The 21,430-nt window shown below is 72.0% G+C and carries 20 protein-coding genes; 12 read left to right on the plus strand and 8 right to left on the minus strand.

Going from position 1 to position 21,430, the window contains the following annotated elements:
• The coding region (locus ACFV46_RS23180; protein ID WP_280842533.1) for a biotin carboxylase N-terminal domain-containing protein at positions 1 to 93 on the minus strand (93 nt) is incomplete at its 3' end.
• Between the two features lie 409 nt (positions 94 to 502).
• On the opposite strand from ACFV46_RS23180, the gene ACFV46_RS23185 reads away from it, so the two are divergent.
• Positions 503 to 982, plus strand: a complete 480-nt coding sequence (locus ACFV46_RS23185; protein ID WP_361926576.1) for a hypothetical protein — start codon at positions 503 to 505, stop codon at positions 980 to 982.
• Here ACFV46_RS23185 and ACFV46_RS23190 read toward each other — a convergent pair.
• Together ACFV46_RS23190 and mmpB are read right to left on the minus strand one after the other, a co-directional pair.
• Positions 951 to 1,571 (minus strand): nucleoside triphosphate pyrophosphatase, encoded by a 621-nt coding sequence (locus ACFV46_RS23190; protein WP_361926574.1) that lies wholly within the window; start codon positions 1,569 to 1,571, stop codon positions 951 to 953. The two genes, ACFV46_RS23185 and ACFV46_RS23190, sit on opposite strands and share 32 nt — an antisense overlap.
• Before the next feature lie 31 nt (positions 1,572 to 1,602).
• A complete protein-coding gene (mmpB, locus tag ACFV46_RS23195; RefSeq protein WP_086869350.1) occupies positions 1,603 to 1,731 on the minus strand; it encodes a morphogenic membrane protein MmpB in 129 nt (42 codons plus the stop codon).
• A 118-nt stretch (positions 1,732 to 1,849) separates the two neighbouring features.
• On the opposite strand from mmpB, the gene ACFV46_RS23200 reads away from it, so the two are divergent.
• A complete protein-coding gene (locus ACFV46_RS23200) occupies positions 1,850 to 2,980 on the plus strand; it encodes an SGNH/GDSL hydrolase family protein (protein ID WP_385499506.1) in 1,131 nt (376 codons plus the stop codon).
• 4 nt (positions 2,981 to 2,984) lie between these two features.
• Here ACFV46_RS23200 and ACFV46_RS23205 read toward each other — a convergent pair whose 3' ends face one another.
• Complete coding sequence (locus ACFV46_RS23205; protein ID WP_151785576.1) at positions 2,985 to 3,194, minus strand: acyl-CoA carboxylase epsilon subunit; 210 nt, start codon at positions 3,192 to 3,194, stop codon at positions 2,985 to 2,987.
• 17 nt (positions 3,195 to 3,211) lie between these two features.
• Positions 3,212 to 4,798, minus strand: a complete 1,587-nt coding sequence (locus tag ACFV46_RS23210; protein WP_361926568.1) for an acyl-CoA carboxylase subunit beta — start codon at positions 4,796 to 4,798, stop codon at positions 3,212 to 3,214.
• A gap of 111 nt (positions 4,799 to 4,909) precedes the next feature.
• Between ACFV46_RS23210 and ACFV46_RS23215 the strand changes: the two genes are divergently transcribed.
• Positions 4,910 to 5,770: a biotin--[acetyl-CoA-carboxylase] ligase gene (locus ACFV46_RS23215; protein ID WP_361926565.1), complete on the plus strand. Its 861-nt coding sequence runs from the start codon at positions 4,910 to 4,912 to the stop codon at positions 5,768 to 5,770.
• Positions 5,771 to 5,973: 203 nt separating this feature from the next.
• Complete coding sequence (locus ACFV46_RS23220) at positions 5,974 to 7,098, plus strand: adenylate/guanylate cyclase domain-containing protein (RefSeq protein ID WP_361926562.1); 1,125 nt, start codon at positions 5,974 to 5,976, stop codon at positions 7,096 to 7,098.
• Positions 7,099 to 7,115: 17 nt separating this feature from the next.
• On the opposite strand, the gene ACFV46_RS23225 is transcribed toward ACFV46_RS23220, so the two are convergent.
• The gene (locus ACFV46_RS23225; protein WP_385499507.1) at positions 7,116 to 7,613 is read right to left on the minus strand and encodes a hypothetical protein; all 498 of its coding nucleotides are present in this window, start codon (positions 7,611 to 7,613) and stop codon (positions 7,116 to 7,118) included.
• Between the two features lie 1,043 nt (positions 7,614 to 8,656).
• Here ACFV46_RS23225 and ACFV46_RS23230 point away from each other — a divergent pair.
• The 3 genes from ACFV46_RS23230 to hutH all read left to right on the plus strand — a co-directional run bounded on the left by ACFV46_RS23230 (position 8,657) and on the right by hutH (position 12,320).
• Positions 8,657 to 9,457 carry an enoyl-CoA hydratase/isomerase family protein gene (locus ACFV46_RS23230; protein WP_151785580.1) on the plus strand — a complete coding sequence of 267 codons (801 nt, stop codon included), beginning with the start codon at positions 8,657 to 8,659 and terminating at the stop codon, positions 9,455 to 9,457.
• Positions 9,458 to 9,538: 81 nt separating this feature from the next.
• Positions 9,539 to 10,687: a diguanylate cyclase domain-containing protein gene (locus tag ACFV46_RS23235; RefSeq protein WP_385499508.1), complete on the plus strand. Its 1,149-nt coding sequence runs from the start codon at positions 9,539 to 9,541 to the stop codon at positions 10,685 to 10,687.
• Between the two features lie 94 nt (positions 10,688 to 10,781).
• Positions 10,782 to 12,320, plus strand: coding sequence for a histidine ammonia-lyase (gene hutH / locus ACFV46_RS23240; protein WP_385499569.1), 1,539 nt, complete (start codon positions 10,782 to 10,784; stop codon positions 12,318 to 12,320).
• A 73-nt stretch (positions 12,321 to 12,393) separates the two neighbouring features.
• Here hutH and ACFV46_RS23245 read toward each other — a convergent pair whose 3' ends face one another.
• On the minus strand, positions 12,394 to 13,197 hold the full coding sequence (locus ACFV46_RS23245) for a hypothetical protein (protein WP_385499509.1): 804 nt from the start codon (positions 13,195 to 13,197) through the stop codon (positions 12,394 to 12,396).
• A gap of 42 nt (positions 13,198 to 13,239) precedes the next feature.
• Entirely contained in the window at positions 13,240 to 13,584 is a 345-nt protein-coding gene (locus tag ACFV46_RS23250) for a hypothetical protein (protein ID WP_376729574.1), read from the minus strand.
• 109 nt (positions 13,585 to 13,693) lie between these two features.
• Here ACFV46_RS23250 and ACFV46_RS23255 point away from each other — a divergent pair, with 109 nt between their 5' ends.
• The 5 genes from ACFV46_RS23255 (at position 13,694) to ACFV46_RS23275 (ending at position 21,374) form a co-directional block, all read left to right on the plus strand.
• Positions 13,694 to 14,056 (plus strand): hypothetical protein, encoded by a 363-nt coding sequence (locus tag ACFV46_RS23255; RefSeq protein ID WP_361926549.1) that lies wholly within the window; start codon positions 13,694 to 13,696, stop codon positions 14,054 to 14,056.
• 205 nt (positions 14,057 to 14,261) lie between these two features.
• Positions 14,262 to 15,521 carry an Ig-like domain-containing protein gene (locus tag ACFV46_RS23260; RefSeq protein WP_385499511.1) on the plus strand — a complete coding sequence of 420 codons (1,260 nt, stop codon included), beginning with the start codon at positions 14,262 to 14,264 and terminating at the stop codon, positions 15,519 to 15,521.
• A 157-nt stretch (positions 15,522 to 15,678) separates the two neighbouring features.
• Positions 15,679 to 17,142: an ABC transporter permease gene (locus tag ACFV46_RS23265; protein WP_385499512.1), complete on the plus strand. Its 1,464-nt coding sequence runs from the start codon at positions 15,679 to 15,681 to the stop codon at positions 17,140 to 17,142.
• 47 nt (positions 17,143 to 17,189) lie between these two features.
• Positions 17,190 to 17,873, plus strand: a complete 684-nt coding sequence (locus ACFV46_RS23270) for an ABC transporter ATP-binding protein (protein ID WP_376729577.1) — start codon at positions 17,190 to 17,192, stop codon at positions 17,871 to 17,873.
• Positions 17,874 to 18,068: 195 nt separating this feature from the next.
• Positions 18,069 to 21,374, plus strand: a complete 3,306-nt coding sequence (locus ACFV46_RS23275; protein WP_385499513.1) for a S8 family serine peptidase — start codon at positions 18,069 to 18,071, stop codon at positions 21,372 to 21,374.
• Positions 21,375 to 21,430 lie beyond the last annotated feature (56 nt).

Raw genomic sequence — 21,430 nt, forward strand, 5'->3', positions numbered from 1 at the left:
GTAGACGGCCACGCTCGCGATCCCGGCGTCCCGGCAGGCCCGGGCCACGCGGACAGCGATTTCGCCACGGTTGGCGATGAGCACCTTGCGCACGATTGAGGCTCCCTCCTTGAAACAAGCCGAGTTTAGGGACTGCCGACACGGCACTTCGACCCGTCCCCAGTGGTGACCTTGCCCACACGGAGCGTGATTCCGGGTCGGCCCACCCTGCGAAATCCCATGTCGCGCCTCGGCACGCAGGTCTCTCCCGGAAAACCCTAGCCCTCCGCTGTGGTCAAGGTCTCTGTCATCACGTGCTGCGGGCCACTCGGTTTCTTTGTGGAATCCCTACGAATGGCCCAATGATTCTTTGCCCCCGCCCGAACCCTTGTCCCGAGGTTTACCCGTTAGTAGCGTTCGCGATGTCTCGAAACGTACTTGGGGTAACAGTGGCCGCGCCCGGATGGGCCGGGGCGGCGCTCGGTGAGCTCGGAAGTGGGTGGGACCGGTGGTGCGCAGGCCGGTGGCATGGGTCGTGGCGGTCGTGCTCTTCGTCGAGGCGCTCGGCATCGGGGCGCTGAACTGGTTCCTCGGCATCGTGGTCGACCGCCAGGACATGTCCCTGGCCGGTCTCGATCCTGACGTGATGTCGGTGTCGTCGAAGGTGGGCGGTGTCGTCTTCGGCGCCTACTTCGCGCTGTGCGGTCTGGTGGCCCTGCTCGTGGCCCTGCGCGACCGCGCGCCCGCCGGCTTCGGGCGTGTCCTGCTGATCAGCGCCGCCGTGGTGCACGCGCTGCTGGGCGCGTTCGCGTGGGGTCTGGTGGGCTGGACGGCGTTCCTCTTCATGGTCGTCGTGTTCGCCCTGATCGTGCTGGTCCTGATGACGTACGACGGTCAGGGCGCGCCCGCGAAGCCGGCCGGTGCCCCGTCCGGAGGGGACGGCGACGGCCCCGCGGACGGCGGCTCTCCGGTCACGCCTCCGCCGGCGCCCACAACTCCGTGATCCCGACGCCGAGCCGGCCGAGCAGCCGCCGGACCAGGGGCAGGCTGATGCCGATGACGTTGCCGTGGTCGCCCTCGATGCCGTCGATGAACGGGGCCGAGCGGCCGTCCAGGGTGAACGCCCCGGCGACGTGCAGCGGTTCGCCGGAGGCCACGTACGCGGCGATCTCCTCGTCTGTCGGCTCGCCGAAGCGGACGACGGTGGAGGCGGTCGCCGAGGCGTAGCGGCCGGCGGCCGTGTCGTAGACGCAGTGGCCGGTCTGGAGCGTGCCCGCGCGGCCGCGCATGGCCTTCCAGCGGGCGGTGGCCTCCTCGGCGTCGGCAGGCTTGCCGAGCGCCTGCCCGTCGAGGTCGAGGACCGAGTCGCAGCCGATGACGATCGCGCCCTGGACCTCGGGGCGGGCCGCCACGACGGAGGCCTTCGCCTCGGCGAGCGCGAGGGCCAGCTCGGCGGGGGTGGGGGCGGTGACGGCGTCCTCGTCGACCCCGCTCACGATGACCTCGGGGGCCAGCCCGGCCTGGCGCAGGAGGTTGAGCCGGGCGGGGGACTGGGAGGCGAGGACGAGTCGGCGGCGCGGCTGATCAGTCATGCCGTCAGCGTATCGGCGGGCCGGGGCGTGCTCACCTCAACCCGATGACGATCATCGTCAGGACCATGGCCAGTGCCATGAGAACGCCCAGCCGCCGCAACCTGTCCTGCATCTCGCGCAGTTCCTCGGGCGGCTCGTTCTCGGGGTCGGACCACAGCATGCCTTCCATCGTCGGTCGGGCGCCGTGCCCGGCGCCTGAGTACGCGTACTCAGCTTTTCCCTTAACGGTGCTAGTGTTCCATTAGCTAATGGCACTTTGATTCCGTTTGGAGGCTCGCGTGTTCACCACGTCCTGGAGTGCCGCACCCCAGCTGCCCAGCGAGGGCTTCACCCCCAACTGGTCCCGGGAGGGCTTCTGGCGCCAGTCGCTGCGGCAGGCCGTCCGGCTGTCGGCGGGCGGGCGACGGCTGCGGATACGGCTCGGGCACGCGTACGGCAGCTCGGCCGTGCGGATCGCGGCCGCGAGCGTCGGCCGTACGGCACCCGGGGGCGCCGTACGGTCCGGGACGCTGACCCGGCTCACCTTCGGGGGGTCGCCCGAGGCGGCCGTACCGGCGCGCGGGGAACTCGTCAGCGACGCCGTTTCGCTCGCCGTCAGGGCGGGGGAGTCGCTGACCGTCACCCTGTACTTCGAGGCCGCCACCGGCCCCGTCACGTTCCACGCCCAGGCCTTCGCGGACGCCCACCGCGGCCCCGGCGACCTGACGGCGGATCCCGCCGGGGCTGGCTTCGACGAGGTCAGCGCCTCCTGGTACTTCCTGACGGCGGTGGAGACCGACGCCGGGCGCACGGACGCCGTCGCGCTCTTCGGGGACTCGATCACCGACGGGTTCGGCTCCACGCCGGGCGCCGACCGGCGCTGGTCCGACGCGCTCGCCGCCCGCACCGGACGGCCCGTCCTGAACGCGGGCATCGGCGGGAACCTGCTGCTCCACGACTCCGCCTGGTACGGCGAGCGGGGCGTGGCCCGGCTGCGCCGGGACGTGCTGGAACGGCCGGGCGTGGACACCCTCGTCGTGCTGCTCGGGCTGAACGACATCGGCTTCAGCGAGACCGACGAACAGCCCACCTACAAGCCGGCGCCCGTGGTGGAGGCGGCCGAGCTGATCGCGGGGCACCGGGAGGTGCTGCGGCAGGCCCGAGCGGCCGGGCTGCGGGTGGCCGGCTGCACCCTGCCGCCGTTCGCGGGCTCCGACCACTGGGGCCCGCACGCGGCCGGGGTCAGCCGCGAACTGAACGCCTGGATCGGCGGCTCGGGGGAGTACGACACGGTCGTGGACCTGAACCGGGCGCTGGCCGACCCGGCGGACCCGGACCGGCTGCGCCCCGCGTACGACTTCGGCGATCACCTGCACCCGAACGACGCCGGGTACGAGGTGATGGCCGAAGCCGTCGCGGCGGCCGTCTGACCTGTCAACCGGGCCAGTACGTCCGGGCCCACGTGGACGGGCCCGGCTGGGGCAGCCGGTGTGCGGCGATGCGGGACGGGTCCGACCACCCGTCCCGCGGCTCGGGTGCGCCGGGCGGCACGGCTGCCGCCGCCGCGGCGCGGGCGCGGACCACCGCCAGTGCGGCGGCCAGCTCCTCCGGTGTCGGGTTGCCCCGGAGCACCTTGATGTTCATGACGGCTCCCAGCGGGACTAGAGGGGGATGTTGCCGTGCTTCTTCGGAGGCAGGGATTCCCGCTTCGTCCGCAGCTGACGCAGACCGCGCACGATGTGCAGACGGGTGTCGGACGGCATGATCACCGCGTCGACGTACCCGCGTTCGGCCGCGACGTACGGGTTGAGCAGGGTGTCCTCGTACTCCTGCATCAGCCGCGCACGGGTCGCCTCCGGGTCGTCCGACTCGGCGATGGTGCGGCGGTGCAGGATGTTGACCGCGCCCTGCGCGCCCATCACGGCGATCTGCGCGGTCGGCCAGGCCAGGTTGAGGTCGGCGCCCAGGTGCTTGGAGCCCATGACGTCGTAGGCGCCGCCGAACGCCTTGCGGGTGATGACCGTGATCAGCGGGACGGTCGCCTCGGCGTACGCGTAGATCAGCTTGGCGCCGCGGCGGATGATGCCGTCGTGCTCCTGGTCCACGCCCGGCAGGAAGCCGGGCACGTCGACGAAGGTCAGCACCGGCACGTTGAAGGCGTCGCAGGTGCGCACGAACCGCGCCGCCTTCTCCGACGCGGCGATGTCCAGGCAGCCGGCGAACTGCATCGGCTGGTTCGCGACGATCCCGACGGGACGGCCCTCGACCCGGCCGAAACCGGTGACGATGTTCGGGGCGAACAGCGCCTGCGTCTCGAAGAACTCGCCGTCGTCCAGGACGTGCTCGATCACCGCGTGCATGTCGTACGGCTGGTTCGCGCTGTCCGGCACGATCGTGTCCAGCTCGCGGTCCTCGTCCGTGACCGACAGGTCCGCCTCCTCCGGGAACGCCGGAGGCTCGGACAGGTTGTTGGACGGCAGGTACGACAGCAGCTGCTTGACGTACTCGATGGCGTCCTTCTCGTCGCCGGCCATGTGATGGGCCACGCCGGACGCCGAGTTGTGGGTGCGGGCGCCGCCCAGCTCCTCGAAGCCGACGTCCTCACCGGTGACGGTCTTGATGACGTCCGGGCCGGTGATGAACATGTGCGAGGTCTGGTCGACCATCACCGTGAAGTCGGTGATCGCCGGGGAGTAGACCGCGCCGCCCGCGCACGGGCCGACGACCAGGCTGATCTGCGGGATGACACCCGAGGCGTGCGTGTTGCGGCGGAAGATCTCGCCGTACGCCCCCAGCGAGGCCACACCCTCCTGGATGCGGGCGCCACCGGAGTCGTTGATGCCGATGACCGGGCAGCCGGTCTTCAGCGCGAAGTCCATGACCTTGACGATCTTCTGGCCGTAGACCTCGCCGAGCGCGCCGCCGAAGACGGTGAAGTCCTGCGAGAACACGGCCACCGGACGCCCGTCGACCGTGCCGTAGCCGGTCACCACGCCGTCGCCGTACGGGCGGTTCCCGTCGAGCCCGAAGTTGGTGGAGCGGTGCCGGGCGAACTCGTCGAGCTCGACGAACGACCCCTCATCGAGGAGGAGTTCGATGCGCTCACGGGCCGTCAGCTTGCCCTTGGCGTGCTGCTTCTCGACGGCACGTGCGGAGCCGGCGTGCGTCGCCTCCTCGATGCGGCGCTGGAGATCCGCGAGCTTGCCCGCGGTGGTGTGGATGTCGATCTGCTCTTCCGGCTCGGACATCGGGATCGCGGCTCCCTGCCTGCTCAAAAGGGGGGACGGTTACTCATCCGTAGAGTAGTGGGGGGTCCGCGGATCAGCAGTGCGGCGTTTCACACACCTAGGGTGGCTTGCATGACGCCGCGAGATGCATCAGACGACAGCCGTTGGTCGGACCTGGACCGTCCGCCGCTCAACGCCGCCGCGCTGCGCCGGGGACTCGTCCGCGAGGGCGGACTCTGGCGCGACGTGCGGATCGTGGCGCGCACCGGCTCCACCAACACCGACCTGGTGGAGCTGGCCACCAAGGGCGAGGCCGGCGAGGGCACGGTCCTGATCGCCGAGGAGCAGACGGCCGGCAAGGGCCGCCTCGACCGGGAGTGGACGGCTCCGGCCCGCTCGGGGCTGTTCTTCTCCGTCCTGCTGGACCCGGCCGGGGTGCCGGTGACCCGCTGGGGGTGGCTGCCGCTGCTCACCGGCGTCGCCGTGGCGACCGGGCTGTCGCGCGCGGCGGGCGTGGACACGGCACTCAAGTGGCCCAACGACCTGCTGCTGACCGTCGGCGGCGAGGAACGCAAGGCCGGCGGCATCCTGGCCGAGCGGGCCGGTGACGACGGCGTGGTCATCGGCGTCGGCATCAACGTGACCCTGCGCGCGGACGAGCTCCCGGTGCCCCAGGCCGGCTCGCTGGCGCTCGCGGGCGCCGTCAGCACCGACCGGGACCCCCTGCTGCGGGCCGTGCTGCGGTCCCTGGAGGAGTGGTACGGACGGTGGACGGCCGCGAGCGGCGACCCGGTGGCCAGCGGACTCCAGGAGACGTACGCGGCCGGGTGTGCGACGTTGGGGAAGCAGGTACGGGCCGAACTGCCGGGCGACCGGGCGATCACCGGGGAGGCCGTCGCGCTCGACGGCGACGGACGGCTCGTGATCGCGACCGGAGAGGGCGTGCAGGAGCCGGTGGGCGCCGGCGACATCGTGCATCTGCGCCGGGCGTGACGGAGGCCGTACGGGCGCTCGGGGCGCGAAGCGGAAGCCGGGACGGGCCGGCGTGCGCCGGATCGGACCGTGGCCGTCCGGGTACCCCACCAGCGGCGGCAGGGCAGGGCCGGCTTTCCCCGACGGAGTGAGCTGGCGCACACCTGCCGTAAAGTGAAGGCCGGTCGCTTACTCGACCGCGGCAGATCGGAAGGGCAGCAGGCGTGACCGTCGACGACACGGGCTCCGGCGGGGACGGCCGCGTGGACCCCCACGCCGCCGAACCGGGCGAGGACCCCCTCGCCCTGCGCCTGGAACAGCTCATCCTCGGCGCCGAGCGGCGCTACACCCCGTTCCAGGCGGCCCGCAGCGCCGGGGTCTCCATGGAGCTGGCCTCCCGCTTCTGGCGGGCCATGGGCTTCGCCGACATCGGGCAGGCCAAGGCGCTCACCGAGGCCGACGTGCTGGCGCTGCGGCGCCTCGCCGGTCTGGTCGAGGCGGGGCTGCTCAGCGAGGCGATGGCCGTGCAGGTGGCCCGGTCCACCGGGCAGACCACGGCCCGGCTCGCGGAGTGGCAGATCGACTCCTTCCTGGAGGGCCTGACCGAGCCGCCGGAACCCGGCATGACCCGTACCGAGGTCACCTATCCGCTGGTCGAGCTGCTGCTGCCGGAACTGGAGGAGTTCCTCGTCTACGTCTGGCGGCGCCAGCTGGCCGCCGCGACCGGCCGGGTCGTGCAGGCCGCCGACGACGAGGAGATGGTCGACCGGCGGCTGGCCGTGGGCTTCGCCGACCTCGTCGGCTTCACCCGGCTGACCCGCCGGATGGAGGAGGAGGAGCTCGGCGAGCTCGTCGAGGCCTTCGAGACCACGGCGGCCGACCTGGTCGCCGCGAACGGCGGACGGCTGATCAAGACGCTCGGCGACGAGGTGCTGTACGCCGCCGACGACGCGGGCGTCGCCGCCGAGATCGCGCTGCGGCTCATCGAGACGATGGCCCACGACGAGACCATGCCGGAGCTGCGGGTCGGCATCGCCTTCGGCACCGTGACCACCCGGATGGGCGATGTCTTCGGCACGACCGTGAACCTCGCCTCCCGGCTGACCTCCATAGCCCCCCGTGACGCCGTCCTCGTGGACAGCGCGTTCGCGGAGGAGCTGATCCGGACCGGCGAGGCCCCCGCCTCGGAGGCCGAGGCGGCGGAGGCGGCCGCCACCGCCGAGAAGGAGGGCGAGGAGCCCCCGGTGTACCGGTTCGCGCTCCAGCCGATGTGGCAGCGCCCCGTGCGTGGCCTCGGGGTCGTCGAACCGTGGCTGCTGACCCGGAGGACGCCACCCGGGGAGGAGTGAGCCCCGGCCCGCCCCCCTCAGCCCTTGCCGCTGGAACCGAACAGATCGATGCAGAGCCCGATGACCGGCACACAGACGCCGCGGTCGTCGGGCTCCGACGGTTGCGGAGCCGGTGCCGGGGTCGCTGACGGGGTGGGGCGGCCGGGCGCCGGGGGATGCTGCGGCGTCGTGGGCGCGGGCCGGGACGGCTCCGTGGCGGCCGGCGGCGCCTGAGGAGTCGGGGCGTCGCCTGTCGCGCCGGGTGCGGGGGACCGCGTCCCGCTCGCCGTCGCCGTCGCGGTCGGCACGAGGATCGAACCGGCGGTGGGTGTGGTGCCCAGGCCGCCCATGGCCGACGTGGCCGACGGGCTGGGGTGCGCCCGGGCCGACGGGGCGAGCGTGGCCGCGGCCTCCGTGGAGCGGTCCGTACCGCCACCGGGGTCTCCGGCCCCGATGGCGAGGTCCGGCGCGTCCGCGGGGTCCGCCGGCCCCAGCCCCGGAATCCCCGTCTCGGGCGCCAGCCGTACGAGACTCAACGCCCCGGCGGCCAGGGCCAGCCCGCCGGCCGCGAGCAGGGCCTTGCGGCGAGGCCGCCGCCGGTGCCGCCCGCGGCGGCCGAAGAACCGGGGGTACGCATCCGTCCCGGCTTCGCCGGGGGTGCCGTCGGCGGCGTCGGTGGGGCCCTGAGCCTTCGCGGCAGCGGCTGTCTTTGAGGGCTGGGGCGGCTCGGGTGTGGTGCTCGTGTCCTCGGGCGGTCGGGAAGGCTTGACGGCGGCTGTGGGCAGACCCTGTGCCTCGGCTGCCGCTGTGGCGCTACCCGGTGTCTTGGCCGGGGGCCGCTTTTGGCGGGGTCCAGCAGGGGTCGGCGTCGAGGGTCGGGGAGACCTGGATGTCGTGGCCGCGGCCTCTGACGCTCCTGAAGGCTTGGTTTCGGTTGTGGAGCTGCCTGCGGTCTCGGCGGGGGGCCGCTTCTGGCTGGGGCCAGCGGTGACCGGCTTCGAGGGCTGGGGCGGCTCGGGTGTGGTGCTCGTGTCCTCGGGCGGCTGCGAAGGCTTGGTTGTGGCCGGCCCTGGGTCTTGCGCCGGGGCCGGGGTCGGCTTCGGTGCCGTGGCCTTGGCCGGCTGCGGGGCCCGGTCGGCCGTGGCCGCAGCGGCCGTGTCCGAGGGGTGCGCCTTGGTCGCCGGCGGCACCGGCTTCGGGGTGCCCGTCGGGGTGGTGTCCGGGGTTCTCCGGGGTGACCCCGTTCCGTACGTCGTGGGCCGGGACGGCTGCGGTGCGCCCGCGTCCGCGTCCGCGTCCGTCGCACGCGACCCCGGTATCCGGCCCGGTGCCCGTTCCTTCGGTCTGTCCGCCGTGTTGCCCATCGCGACCCCTCCCAACGCGCCTGTGCCCCCGAGGCGCCGTGGTGTCGGGCACGTTATGCGGTGCTGTGAGGGGTGGGGCGGGACTTGGGCGGGATGTCACTCGAACGAGTGTCGGGACCTGGTGCGGGACCCGTGCGCGGTGGGCCTTTCCCCGGAGGGGCCGGGCTGCGATGATCGGGGCGAGCGTTGTTAACCCGCGTTAACCGGAGGGTGTCATGAGTGAGGAGCGGTTCGGGGAGTTCGTCCTGGTGCGGCGGCACGGGGACGGGCATGTCGCGGAGCTGGCCCTCGACCGGCCCAAGGCCATGAACGCCGTGTCGACGGAGATGGCCCGGTCGATCGCGGGTGCCTGCGCCGCGCTGGGCGCCGACCGTGACGTACGGGTCGTGGTGGTCACCTCCACGCACGAACGGGCGTTCTGCGTCGGGGCGGACCTGAAGGAGCGCAACTCCTTCAGCGACGCCGACCTCGTGCGGCAGCGCCCGGTGGCGCGCGGCGCGTACACGGGCGTGCTGGAGCTGCCCGTGCCGACCGTCGCGGCCGTGCACGGCTTCGCCCTGGGCGGCGGCTTCGAGCTGGCGCTCTCCTGCGACGTGATCGTGGCCGACCCGACGGCCGTGGTGGGTCTGCCCGAGGTGTCGGTCGGCGTGATCCCCGGGGGCGGCGGCACGCAGCTGCTGCCGCGCCGGGTCGGGGCCGCCCGCGCGGCCGAGCTGATCTTCACCGCGCGCCGGGTCGAGGCCCCGGAGGCCCGTGAGCTGGGCCTGGTCGACGTGCTCGTCGAGGAGGGGCGCGACCGCGAGGAGGCGCTGGCGCTGGGCGCCCGGATGGCCGCCAACTCGCCGGTCGGACTGCGGGCCGCGAAGAAGGCGCTGCGCCTGGGCTTCGGGATGGATCTGCGGGCCGGGCTGGAGGTCGAGGACGCGGCCTGGCGGTCGGTGGCGTTCTCGGGGGACCGCGCGGAGGGCGTGGCCGCCTTCAACGAGAAGCGCAAGCCCCAGTGGCCGGGGGAGTGACGGGCGCGGCGGTGTCCCGCTGAGCGCCCCGTTCGCCACACCAATGTCCCAAAGAAGGGCAAAGCTCCCTAGCCTGGGGAGATGGGTGAGGACAGACGGCTCGCGGCCGTGGTCGCGTTGGCCCAGGGGATGGCGGCGGCGCACACCCCGCGCGAGTCCTGGCGGGCGGCGGCACTCGGGGCGTGCCGGGCGCTGGCGGGGAGTTTCGCCGCGCTGTCGGTGTGGGAGCGGGAGCTCGGGCGGCTGCGCGTCCTCGTGAACGTGGGGGACCGCACCCAGGGCGAGGAGGAGTTCCCCGCCGAGGAGACGTATCCCGTCCACCAGTTCCCGGAGATCACCGAGTTCCTGCACGAGCGGTGGGCGGCCGGGGGCGAGCCCGACGCCTGGGTGGAGACCGCCGAGGGGCCCGCCGCGGGCGACCCCGGATACTGCCATCAGCGGGTCGCCGCGCTGCGCCGGCGCGGCCGGGGCTGCTGTGTGGTCGCGCCGATCGTGCTGCACGGGCGGGCCTGGGGGGAGCTGTACGTGGCGCGCCCCGCCGGGGTCCCCGTCTTCGAGCGGGGCGACGCCGACTTCGCGACCGTGCTGGCCTCGGTGGTGGCCGCCGGACTCGCGCAGAGCGAGCGGCTGGAGGAGGCCCGGCGGCTGGCGTTCACCGACTCCCTCACCGGGCTGGCCAATCGCCGAGCCGTCGACGTCCGGCTGGAGGAGGCCGTGGAGCGGCACCGCGTGGACGGGGTCGTCGTCTCCCTCGTCGTGTGCGATCTGAACGGGCTCAAGCGGGTCAACGACACCCAGGGCCACGCCGTCGGCGACCGGCTGCTGGAGCGGTTCGGCTCGGTGCTGTCCCTGTGCGGGGCCATGCTGCCGGGCGCGCTCGCCGCCCGTCTCGGCGGGGACGAGTTCTGTCTGCTGGCCGTCGGCTCCCCGGCGGACGACGTGGTGAAGGCCGCCGACCAACTCTGCCGCCGAGCGGCCGAGTTGGAGCTGGGCGAGGGTGTGGCGTGCGGGGTCGCGTCCACCGAGGACCCGATCGGCCCGGTGCGCAGCGCGCGGCGGCTGTTCCGGCTCGCGGACGCCGCCCAGTACCGTGCCAAGGCGGTGCGGGCCGAGCGGCCCGTGGTCGCGGGGCGCGAGGGACCGGACGATCCGGTGGTGCGGCTCGCCGACGCGGAGCCCTCCGGGGAGGGGGCCGTGGAGCGGCGGCGGTTCCGCGGGCGGGTGCCGTGACCGGGGCGCCGGTGAGGGGTGGAGCGGTAAGGGGTGGAGCGGTCACCCAGTAGTGACATCTTCGTCTTCACTGCGTACGCTCCTGAATATGGATATGCACACTGTGGTGGTGGGGACGTCCGGGGTCACCGCGTCCGACGTCCTCGCCGTGGCACGCGGCGGAGCCCGCGTCGAGCTGTCGTCGCAGGCGCTCGCGGCCCTCGCCGCCGCGCGCGAGATCGTGGACGCGCTCGCGGCCAAGCCCGAGCCCGTCTACGGCGTCTCCACCGGTTTCGGCGCCCTCGCGACCCGGCACATCAGCCCGGAGCTGCGGGCGCAGCTGCAGCGCAACATCGTCCGCTCGCACGCCGCGGGCATGGGCCCCCGTGTGGAGCGGGAGGTCGTGCGGGCGCTGATGTTCCTGCGCCTGAAGACCGTCTGCTCGGGCCACACGGGCGTACGGCCGGAGGTCGCGCAGACCATGGCCGACGTCCTCAACGCCGGGATCACGCCCGTCGTCCACGAGTACGGCTCCCTCGGCTGCTCCGGCGACCTCGCCCCGCTGTCGCACTGCGCCCTCACGCTGATGGGCGAGGGTGACGCCGAGGGCCCCGACGGCGTCGTGCGGCCCGCCCGCGACCTCCTCGCCGCGCACGGCATCGAGCCCGTCGAACTGCGCGAGAAGGAGGGCCTCGCCCTCCTCAACGGCACCGACGGCATGCTCGGCATGCTGATCATGGCCCTCGCCGACCTCGACACCCTCTACAAGTCCGCCGACGTCACCGCAGCCCTCTCGCTGGAGGCCCTTCTCGGCACCGACCGGGTGCTGGCGCCCGAGCTGCACGCCATCCGCCCCCACCCCGGGCAGGGCGCCTCCGCCGCCAACATGGCCGCCGTGCTGAAGGGTTCGGAGCTCACCGGGCACCACCAGGACGACGCGCCCCGCGTCCAGGACGCCTACTCCGTGCGCTGCGCCCCACAGGTCGCCGGCGCCGGACGGGACACGCTCGCGCACGCCCGGCTGGTCGCCGAGCGCGAACTCGCCTCGGCCGTCGACAACCCGGTGGTGCTGCCCGACGGCCGAGTGGAGTCCAACGGCAACTTCCACGGTGCGCCCGTCGCCTACGTGCTCGACTTCCTCGCCATCGCCGCCGCCGACCTCGCGTCCATCGCCGAGCGCCGCACCGACCGGCTGCTCGACAAGAACCGCAGCCACGGGCTGCCGCCGTTCCTGGCCGACGACGCCGGTGTCGACTCGGGCCTGATGATCGCCCAGTACACGCAGGCCGCCCTGGTCAGCGAGATGAAGCGACTGGCCGTACCGGCCTCGGCGGACTCGATCCCGTCGTCCGCCATGCAGGAGGACCACGTCTCGATGGGCTGGTCGGCGGCCCGCAAGCTGCGCACCGCCGTCGGCAACCTCGCGCGCGTCCTCGCAGTCGAGCTGTACGCGGCCACGCGCGCGATAGAGCTGCGCGACGGGCTCACCCCGGCGCCGGCCTCCCGCGAGGTCATCGGCGCCGTCCGGGCGGCGGGCGTCCAGGGCGCCGGGCCCGACCGGTTCCTCGCCCCCGACCTCGAAGCGGCGGACGCCTTCGTGCGCACCGGGCAGCTGGTCGCGGCCGTGGAGAAGGTCACCGGCCCGCTCCAGTGAGACACCGGCCGTCCCGTGACGGCGAAAAGGGGCCCCGTCGCACGACGGGGCCCCTTCTGCGGCGTGCGGGACCTTACTTCAGCTTGGCCGCCTGCGCCTCGATGATGGCGGCGGGGACGCTGTACGTCTTGTCCGTCATCATCAGGCCGATGTTCATCGTGTAGTACGTCGCGATCGTCGCGCCGTGCCGCACCACCTCGACGTGGGTCGTGGCGACGTCACCGTCCTCGGCGTCGCTCGACACCGTGAACGCGACCGACTCGTCGCCCGCGCCGGACGCCTTCTCGGAGGTGAGCTTGGTGAGCTTCTGGTCCGTGCCCTGCATGGTCAGGGTGAAGCCGCCCGCGCAGCCGTCCACCGCGTCCGACACGGACGTGAAGGTCTGCTCGGCACCGTCACCGTCGTACGAGGACAGACCGACGACGGTCATGTCCAGGCTCATCGCGTCGGTGAGCGAGTCCTCGATCTCACTCTCCGTCAGGTCCTCCAGGGACTTGGAGGCGTCGCCGGTGGGCTTCTGCTTGTCCTGCTGGACCATGACGGCGGCGTTCGAGGCCGAGTCGCCCGGCGCCAAGCCCCCCATGGCGTAGGCGATCGGCGCGCACTTCTCGTCGGCGCTCTTGACCTGGTCCTTGGACTTCGGCAGCTGCTTGCCAGAGGCGTCCACCTTGTAGCCCTCGACATCGCCGTCGGCGATGATCGCCTTCTTCAACTCCGCGGCGCTGAGCGCCTTCGCGGCCTTCGTGTCCTTCGCGGCCTGCCCGTCCGACCCGTTCGACGCGTCGTCAGACCCCCCACCGCACCCCGTGACAAGGGCGAGCGACAGCGCGCTCACAACAACCGTGGCGGCTGCACGCACGCCCGATGATCTCTTCATGATCGGACTATGAACGGCGAGTCAAAGAATCGTCAAGATCTTTCAGAAGCCGAGATGTTCGCGGCGCACCGAGTAGGCGACGAACCCCGCGCCGAGCGCGAGGAAGGCGGTCCCGCCCACGATGTACGGGGTGGTGTCGAAGCTTCCGGTATCGGCGAGCCGGGTGTCCTGCGTGGTCCCGGCGGTGCCGTCCGTGCTGGTGGAGGCGGCGCGCGCCTGCTGGGTGACCTGGACGGAGGGGGCCGCCGTGGGTTCCGTTCTCGCCGGTTCCCCGCCCGTGGCGTTCGCGGAGGGCACGAACCACAGGGCGCCTAGCAGGGCTCCCGCGGCGGTGGCGGTCAGCAGCGATCGGCGTGCGGTGGACGACGATCGGTGAGCGGCGGACACGGAATATCGATCCCCTTGCGCTAGCGGCGAATTGGCCGTGTGGGCCGATGGTAGTGAAAGTCGCGGGTCACGGGAAAGTCACGGGAGAAATGAGCCGTACGCTCCGGGTATGAGTACACCGGAAAACACGCGTTTTGTACGCCTTCGTCTGGAGCTCGTCGTGGAAGTGGACGACGAGGGTGCCGTGCGGGACGCCGCGCTGGGGCGCATCGAGGGCGAGGCCGCGGAGGGCGGTCTGCCCGACGACGAGCGGGCGCACGCCGAGACCGCTGTGACGGAAGACACTGCCGAGGCGCTGGCCTATCTCGTGGATCCGTTCGACCTGGTCAGTGAGGTGCCGGGGATCGAGCTCACCCAGGCGTCCTGGTCGACCGAGTCCATCGACTACGACCCGGATTCGCCCGAGTGGGACCTCGGCGAGGATGATGGCGAGGAGGACTTCGACGACGAAGGTCCCACGCGGGCCGGCTGAGGCGTCTTGGGGAAATCGTGACCCCGGACGGCAACCGCCGCCCGGGGTTCCGTCGTCTCATGGGGCGCGCGCACCGCGATCAGCACCACCGGCCACGGCCGAGGTGGTGTGCCCCACACATGACAGGGATGTGGAACGGGACGGACCGGTCGTAGCGTTGAAGATCCTTGACGGGGACTCTCGGGCGTATGGGGATTCGGGAACGATGGAGAAGCGTGTGATGACGAACAGCAAGCGGCGCAAGGGCCTGGCGGCCGCGTCCGCTCTGCTCGGCGGTGTCCTGGTGCTCTCGGCCTGCTCGGGCGGTGACGACGGCGCCTCCGGCGGCGGCGACACCTCGCAGGCGAAGGTCGACGAGGCCGCCGCCAAGAAGACCTCCGAGGCGCAGATCAAGATCACGCCGAAGGACGGCACCGACAACGCCTCCATCAACAACTCCGCGGCCGTCACCGTGAGCAAGGGCTCGCTCACAGAGGTGAAGATGACGACCGCCGACGGCGCCGCCGTCGAGGGCCGGATATCCGCGGACAAGACGAGCTGGAAGCCCAGCGGCCCGCTGAAGCGCTCGACCACGTACAAGATCCAGGTGACCGCGGAGGACGCCAAGGGCCTGGCGGCCCACGAGAACGGCTCCTTCACCACCGTCTCCCCGGCCAACAGCTTCCTCGGCTACTTCACGCCGGAGGACGGCTCCACCGTCGGCGTCGGGATGCCCGTCTCGATCAATTTCGACAAGGCGATCACCAACAAGGCCGCCGTGCAGAAGGCCGTCTCCGTCAACTCCACCAGCGGCCAGGAAGTCGTCTGCCACTGGTTCAACGACAAGCGCATGGACTGCCGTCCCCAGGACTACTGGAAGGAAGGCTCCACGGTCACCCTGAAGATGGCCCTGGACGGCGTCGAGGGCGCCGACGGCGTCTACGGCGTCCAGCAGAAGACGGTCAACTTCACGATCGGCCGCAACCAGGTCTCCTACGTCGACGCGAAGACCAAGCAGATGCGCGTCACGCAGGACGGCAAGGTCGTCAAGACCATCCCGATCTCGGCCGGCTCCCCCGAGAACAAGACGTACGAAGGCGTCATGGTGATGTCGGAGAAGTTCAAGGAGACGCGCATGAACGGCGCGACCGTGGGCTTCACGGACGACGACGGCAAGGGCGAGTACGACATCAAGGACGTGCCGCACGCCATCCGCCTGTCCACCTCCGGCACCTTCATCCACGGCAACTACTGGGGCGCCAAGTCGATCTTCGGCAGCGTGAACACCAGCCACGGCTGCGTCGGCCTGTCCGACACGAAGGGCGCCAACGACAAGGGCACCGCCGGCTACTGGTTCTTCAACAACTCCATCGTCGGTGACGTCGTCGTCGTCCAGAACACCGGAGACAAGACCATCGCCCCGGACAACGGCCTCAACGGCTGGAACCTCGACTGGGCCCAGTGGAAGGCCGGCTCGGCCGTCTGAGCCACCCCCGTCCCCGCACGACCCGATGCCGCCCCTGGGGGCGGCATCGGCGTTTCCGGGGGCCGTGCGGGAGGCCGTGCGGGCCGTGGGGGCCTTCTCATCCCTCTCTTATCGCGGCCTTATCCCTTCATCAGGCGCCGCCCATAGCTTGCGGCGCATGTTCTTCACCTACCTGAGGCGCGAGCTGCGCCGCCGCAGAAAGGCGGCCCTCGTCGTCGCTTCCGGGCTCGCGCTGGGCATCGCGCTGGTCATCGTGGTCACCTCGGTGTCCTCCGGCATGAGCAGGGCCCAGGACAAGGTCCTGCAGTCCCTGTACGGCCTGGGCACGGACATGACCGTCACCAAGGCCGCCGAGCCCGCGCCGAGCGCGTCCGACCGCCCACGCTTCCGGTTCGACGCCCGGGACGACGACTCCGGCGAGGAGCAGTCCAGCGACCGCGTCATGGTCCAGGGCTTCCAGACGCTGCCCGCCTCCACCGTCACCAAGGTCGGCAAGCAGGACGGTGTCGCCGACGCGGTCGGCGGGCTCAGCCTGCAGGTCCTGAAGGTGAGCGGCGAGTTCACCCGTGGGCAGTTCCAGCAGGATTCCGGCGGCGGAGAGCGGGGCGGGCTCCCGGGACAGGGCGGCACCGGGCAGCCGGGGGGCGAAGTGCGCGGCGGCGGCGCCGACTTCGACGTCAACAGCTACTCCGTCTACGGCGCCGACGTCACCCGGACCGGCCTCGGCCCGCTGACCACCTCGAAGATCACCAGCGGCCGTACGTTCAAGGCGACGGAGACCGACGCCAAGGTCGTGATCGCCGACACCTCCTACGCCAAGGAGAAGAAGCTCAAGACCGGTTCCACCGTCACGGTCAAGGGCACGAAGTTCACGGTCATCGGCATCGCCACCCCCGACAGCGGGGACGCGGCGGCCAACCTGTACATGCCGCTGAAGCGGGCGCAGACCCTCGCCGACGCCAAGGACAAGGTGACCACCATCTATGTGCAGGCCACCGACTCCCAGCACATCGACTCCGTGAAGTCGGCCATCCAGAAGAACGTCTCCGGTACGACGGTGACGACGTCCGCCGACCTCGCGGACACGGTGTCCGGCTCCCTGTCCACGGCGTCCTCGCTCGCCACCCGTGTCGGCACCTGGCTGTCCGTCGTGGTGCTCGTGGCCGCGTTCCTGGTGGCCGGGCTGCTGACCTCCTCGGCGGTCTCGCGCCGGGTGCGGGAGTTCGGCACCCTCAAGGCGCTCGGCTGGAAGTCGGGCCGGGTGACCCGGCAGGTCGTCGGCGAGGCGGTCGTCAACGGGCTGCTCGGCGGCGTCCTCGGTATCGCGGTGGGCCTCGCCGGCGCCTACGCGGTGACCGCGGTCAGCCCGACGCTCCAGGCGGAGCTGGGCGGCGGCGGCTCCGGTGGCATGGGCGGTCCCGGGGGCGTGGCCGGCTTCGGCGGCCCCGGACGCCAGAGCGCGGCCCGGACGCTCGAGGTCGCCCTGACCGCCCCGGTCAGCCTCACCACGGTGGGCCTGGCGGTCGGCCTCGCGGTGGCGGGCGGCCTGGTCGCGGGCGCGTTCGGCGGCTGGCGGGCCTCGCGCCTGCGCCCCGCGGACGCCCTGCGCCGCGTCGAGTAGCGGCCGGGAACGACGCGCCCCACCCCGAACCCGACCCAGGAGCCACCATGTACGAACTCAGGAACGTCACCAAGCGCTACACCCGCGGCAAGGACGCCGTCCTCGCCCTCGACGGCATCGACCTCACCATCCCGGACGGCGACCGGCTCGTCATCCAGGGCCCCACCGGCGGCGGCAAGTCCACGCTGCTGCAGATGCTCGGCGGCCTCGACCGGCCGACCTCCGGCGAGGTCGTCCTCGACGGCACCGACCTGGCGGGGCTGCCCGAGGCCCGGCTGACCCGGGTCCGCAGCGAGAACATCGGCTTCGTCTTCCAGTCCTTCAACCTCATCCCCACCCTCACCGCCCAGGAGAACGTCGAGACCGCGCTGGTCCCGCTCGGCCTGAGGGGCCGCGAGCGGCGGGAGCGGGCCGCCGAGGCGCTGAACTCCGTGGGCCTCGGCGAGCGGCTCGGCCATCTGCCGTCCGAGATGTCCGGCGGGCAGCAGCAGCGCGTGGCCGTCGCCCGCGCCCTCGTGAAGCGGCCCAAGGTGCTTCTCGCCGACGAGCCCACCGGAAATCTCGACGAGTCGATGCGCGACGAGATCATGGAGGTGCTCGAACGCATGTGGCAGGAGCTGGGGTTGACGTTCATCATGGTCACCCATGACTCCGCGATCGCTCGGAAGGCCCCGCGGGTGGCGACCATCCGCAAGGGACGCATCACTGTCAAGGAGAACGCCAAAGCCTGACCCCGCGACTGCGTAACGGAGTTGGGCCGGTCACGTAACAGTCGCCCGGTCCGCCGGCCAACTCCCCCCGTTCCCTTGAGGCGTGAGATCGCCCCTCGGCATACTGCGTGCTCCGGGGGGCGACGCGCATGCGTACGAGACCACCCCCGGACGGGTGAGACGGGAACTCACCCGGTTCTTCTGCAAGGGGGAAACTTGCGCAGACACGTCAGACGAGCATGCGTGGCCGCCGTCTCCTCGGCGGCCGCCCTCGCCCTCGCCGCGGGAACGACCGGCCCCGCGTCCGCCCAGCCCGAGCAGCGCCCCTCGGGTACCGCCTCCACCCCGTCCCCGCACCGCGTCACCCTGATCACGGGCGACCGGGTCGCGGTCGACGCCAAGGGCCGGGTCGTCGGCCTGGAGCGGGCGAAGGGACGCACGCACATACCCGTCCAGATACGCCGCATCCAGGGGCACACCCTCGTGATACCGGCCGACGCGGCCGGGCTGGTCGCCGACGGCACGCTCGACCGGCGCCTGTTCGACGTCACCGAGCTGACGAGGTCGCGCACCGCCGCCTCCGGCGCCAAGGGCCCGAAGGTCATCGTCGGCTACCGGGGGGCCGCCGCCGGCGCCAAGGCGGACGTCCGGGACGCGGGCACCCTGCGGCGCACCTTGAGGTCCCTCAACGCGGACGCCGTGCAGACCACCGACCAGGGCGCCCCAGGTCTGTGGGACGCCCTCACCGACGGCGACCGCACCGCCTCCGGCATCGCGCACGTCTGGCTCGACGGCGTCCGCAGGGCCAGCCTCGACAAGTCCGTCGCGCAGATCGGCGCCCCCAAGGCGTGGGCGGCCGGCTACGACGGCAAGGGCGTCAAGATCGCCGTCCTGGACACCGGGGTCGACGCGACCCACCCGGATCTCAACGGCCAGGTGGTCGCCGCCAAGAACTTCAGCCCGGCCCGGGACACCACCGACAAGGTCGGGCACGGCACCCATGTCGCGTCCATCGCGGCGGGCACCGGCGCCAAGTCCGGCGGCAAGTACAAGGGCGTCGCACCCGGCGCCCGCATCCTCAACGGCAAGGTCCTCGACGACGACGGCTACGGCGACGACTCGAGCATCCTCGCCGGCATGGAGTGGGCCGCCGACCAGGGCGCCCAGATCGTCAACATGAGCCTGGGCGGCACCGACACCCCCGAGGTCGACCCCCTGGAGGCGGCGGTGAACAAGCTGTCCGCCGAGAAGGGCGTCCTGTTCACCATCGCCGCGGGCAACGCGGGACCGGAGTCGATCGGTTCGCCCGGCAGCGCGGACGCCGCGCTCACCGTCGGCGCCGTCGACGACAAGGACGCCCTCGCCCCCTGGTCCAGCACCGGCCCGCGGGCCGGCGACGGGGCGGTCAAGCCGGACGTGACCGCGCCCGGCGTGGACATCACGGCCGCCTCCGCCAAGGGCAGCGTCATCGCGCAGGAGGTCGGGGAGAACCCGCCCGGCTATGTGACCATCGAGGGCACCTCGATGGCGACCCCGCATGTCGCGGGTGCGGCGGCGATCCTCAAGCAGCAGCACCCCGACTGGACGTACAGCGAGCTGAAGGGCGCTCTGACCGGCTCCGCGAAGGGCGGCGCGTACACGCCGTTCCAGCAGGGCGCGGGCCGCATCCAGGTGGACAAGGCCATCAAGCAGAACGTGGTCGCCGAACCGGTGTCGGTGAGCTTCGGCACCCAGCAGTGGCCGCACACCGACGACAAGCCGGACGCCCGGAAGCTGACGTACCGCAACCTCGGCACCACGGACGTCACGCTCCAGCTCGCCGTGAAGGCCACCGACCCCAAGGGCCACGCCGCCCCGGCGGGCTTCTTCGAGCTCGGCGCGACCGAGGTGACGGTCCCGGCGGGCGGCAGGGCCACGGTGGACCTCACCGTCGACACCCGCCTCGGCGGCACCGTGGACGGCGCCTACTCGGCGTACGTGACGGCGACGGGCGGCGGGCAGAGCGTCCGTACGGCCGCCGCGGTCCAGCGCGAGGTGGAGTCGTACGACGTCACCGTCAAGCACATCGGCCGCGACGGCAAGCCCGCGCCCGAGTACAACACGGCCCTGATCGGCTTCTCGGGTCTGGCGAACGAGCGCTACTACCAGGTGCCCACGGCCGCCTCCGGCACGGTCGAGCTGCGCGTGCCCAAGGGCGCCTACCTGATGGACGCCTGGATCGCCAAGGACCTGGTGACCATGGAGGGCGGCCTCGACTGGGTGGTCCAGCCCAAGCTGAACGTCACCCGGGACACCACCCTGACCATCGACGCGCGCACCACGAGGTCGGCCGACATCACCGTGCCGGATCCGCGGGCCGAACCGGTGTTCGCCGCCTCCGGCTACTTCTACGACACGGCGGGCATCGGCATCGCCGCCGCCGCCGGCTCTTTCGCCGACCTGCGCATGGCCCACCTGGGCCCGGAGATCGCGAGCGGTCTGACCCAGACCTGGAACGCCCAGTACACCAAGGGCGCCGCCACCGAGTACGACGTCGCCACCTCGGCGAAGGTGAAGAAGATCCAGGGGCACAAGGTCCGCCACTTCACGGCGGGTGAGCTCGCCAAGGTGTCCAACGGCCTCGGCGCCGCCGCCCCCGGCAAGACCGGCGCCCTGCTTCCCGTCGGCTTCCTCCCCGACGACATCGTGTTCGCGACGCCGGTCGAGCAGAAGCTGCCCGGCACCCGGACGCTGTACGTGTCGACGTCCGACAGGATCCAGTGGACGTTCGACATGGAGCAGTACTCCGGCCGGGACGCGGACGGCCTCCCGATCGTCGACGCCTACTACACGCTGGGCGACCCGCAGACCTTCACGGCGGGCAAGAGCTACGCGAAGACGTTCAACACGGCCGTCTTCGGCCCGCACATCAACAAGGACTACGGCCTGTTCCGCGCCGGCAACGAGATCTACGGCTTCCTGCCGCTGTTCGCCGACGCCAACAAGCACGCCGGGTCGTCCGACGTCACCTCGGTCACCACGAACCTCTACCGCGACGGCAGCAAGATCGGCACCAATGCCGATCCGCTGCTCGGGGAGTCGTTCAAGGTGCCCGCGGCGGACGCCGAGTACCGGCTGACGACCTCGGTGAAGCGGAGCGTCAAGGTCGCCGCCGCCTCCACCCGGATCGACGCGAGCTGGACGTTCCGTTCCAAGAAGCCGTCCGGTGACCAGGTGGCCCTCCCGGCCTCCACCGTGCGGTTCGGCGCGAAGACCGGGCTGGACAGCCGGGCCGAGGCCGGCAGGAAGGTCACCTTCCCGGTCACCGTCGTCGGCGCCGCGGCCGGCCGCAACCTGAAGTCGCTGCACGTCTACGTGTCCTACGACTACGGGCAGACCTGGAAGAAGCTGGACGTGAGGAACGGGAAGATCACCGTGAAGAACCCCGGCAAGGGGAAGGGGATCTCCTTCCACGGCAAGGTCGCCGACAAGAAGGGCAACAAGGCGACGATCTCGATCTACAACGCCTACTACGGCAAGTAGATCCCGCACCGGAACGGGGGGCGCCCAGCGGTGGGCGCCCCCCGTTCCGTGCTCCG

It is taken from the genome of Streptomyces sp. NPDC059852 (assembly GCF_042731455.1).
Taxonomy (GTDB): domain Bacteria; phylum Actinomycetota; class Actinomycetes; order Streptomycetales; family Streptomycetaceae; genus Streptomyces.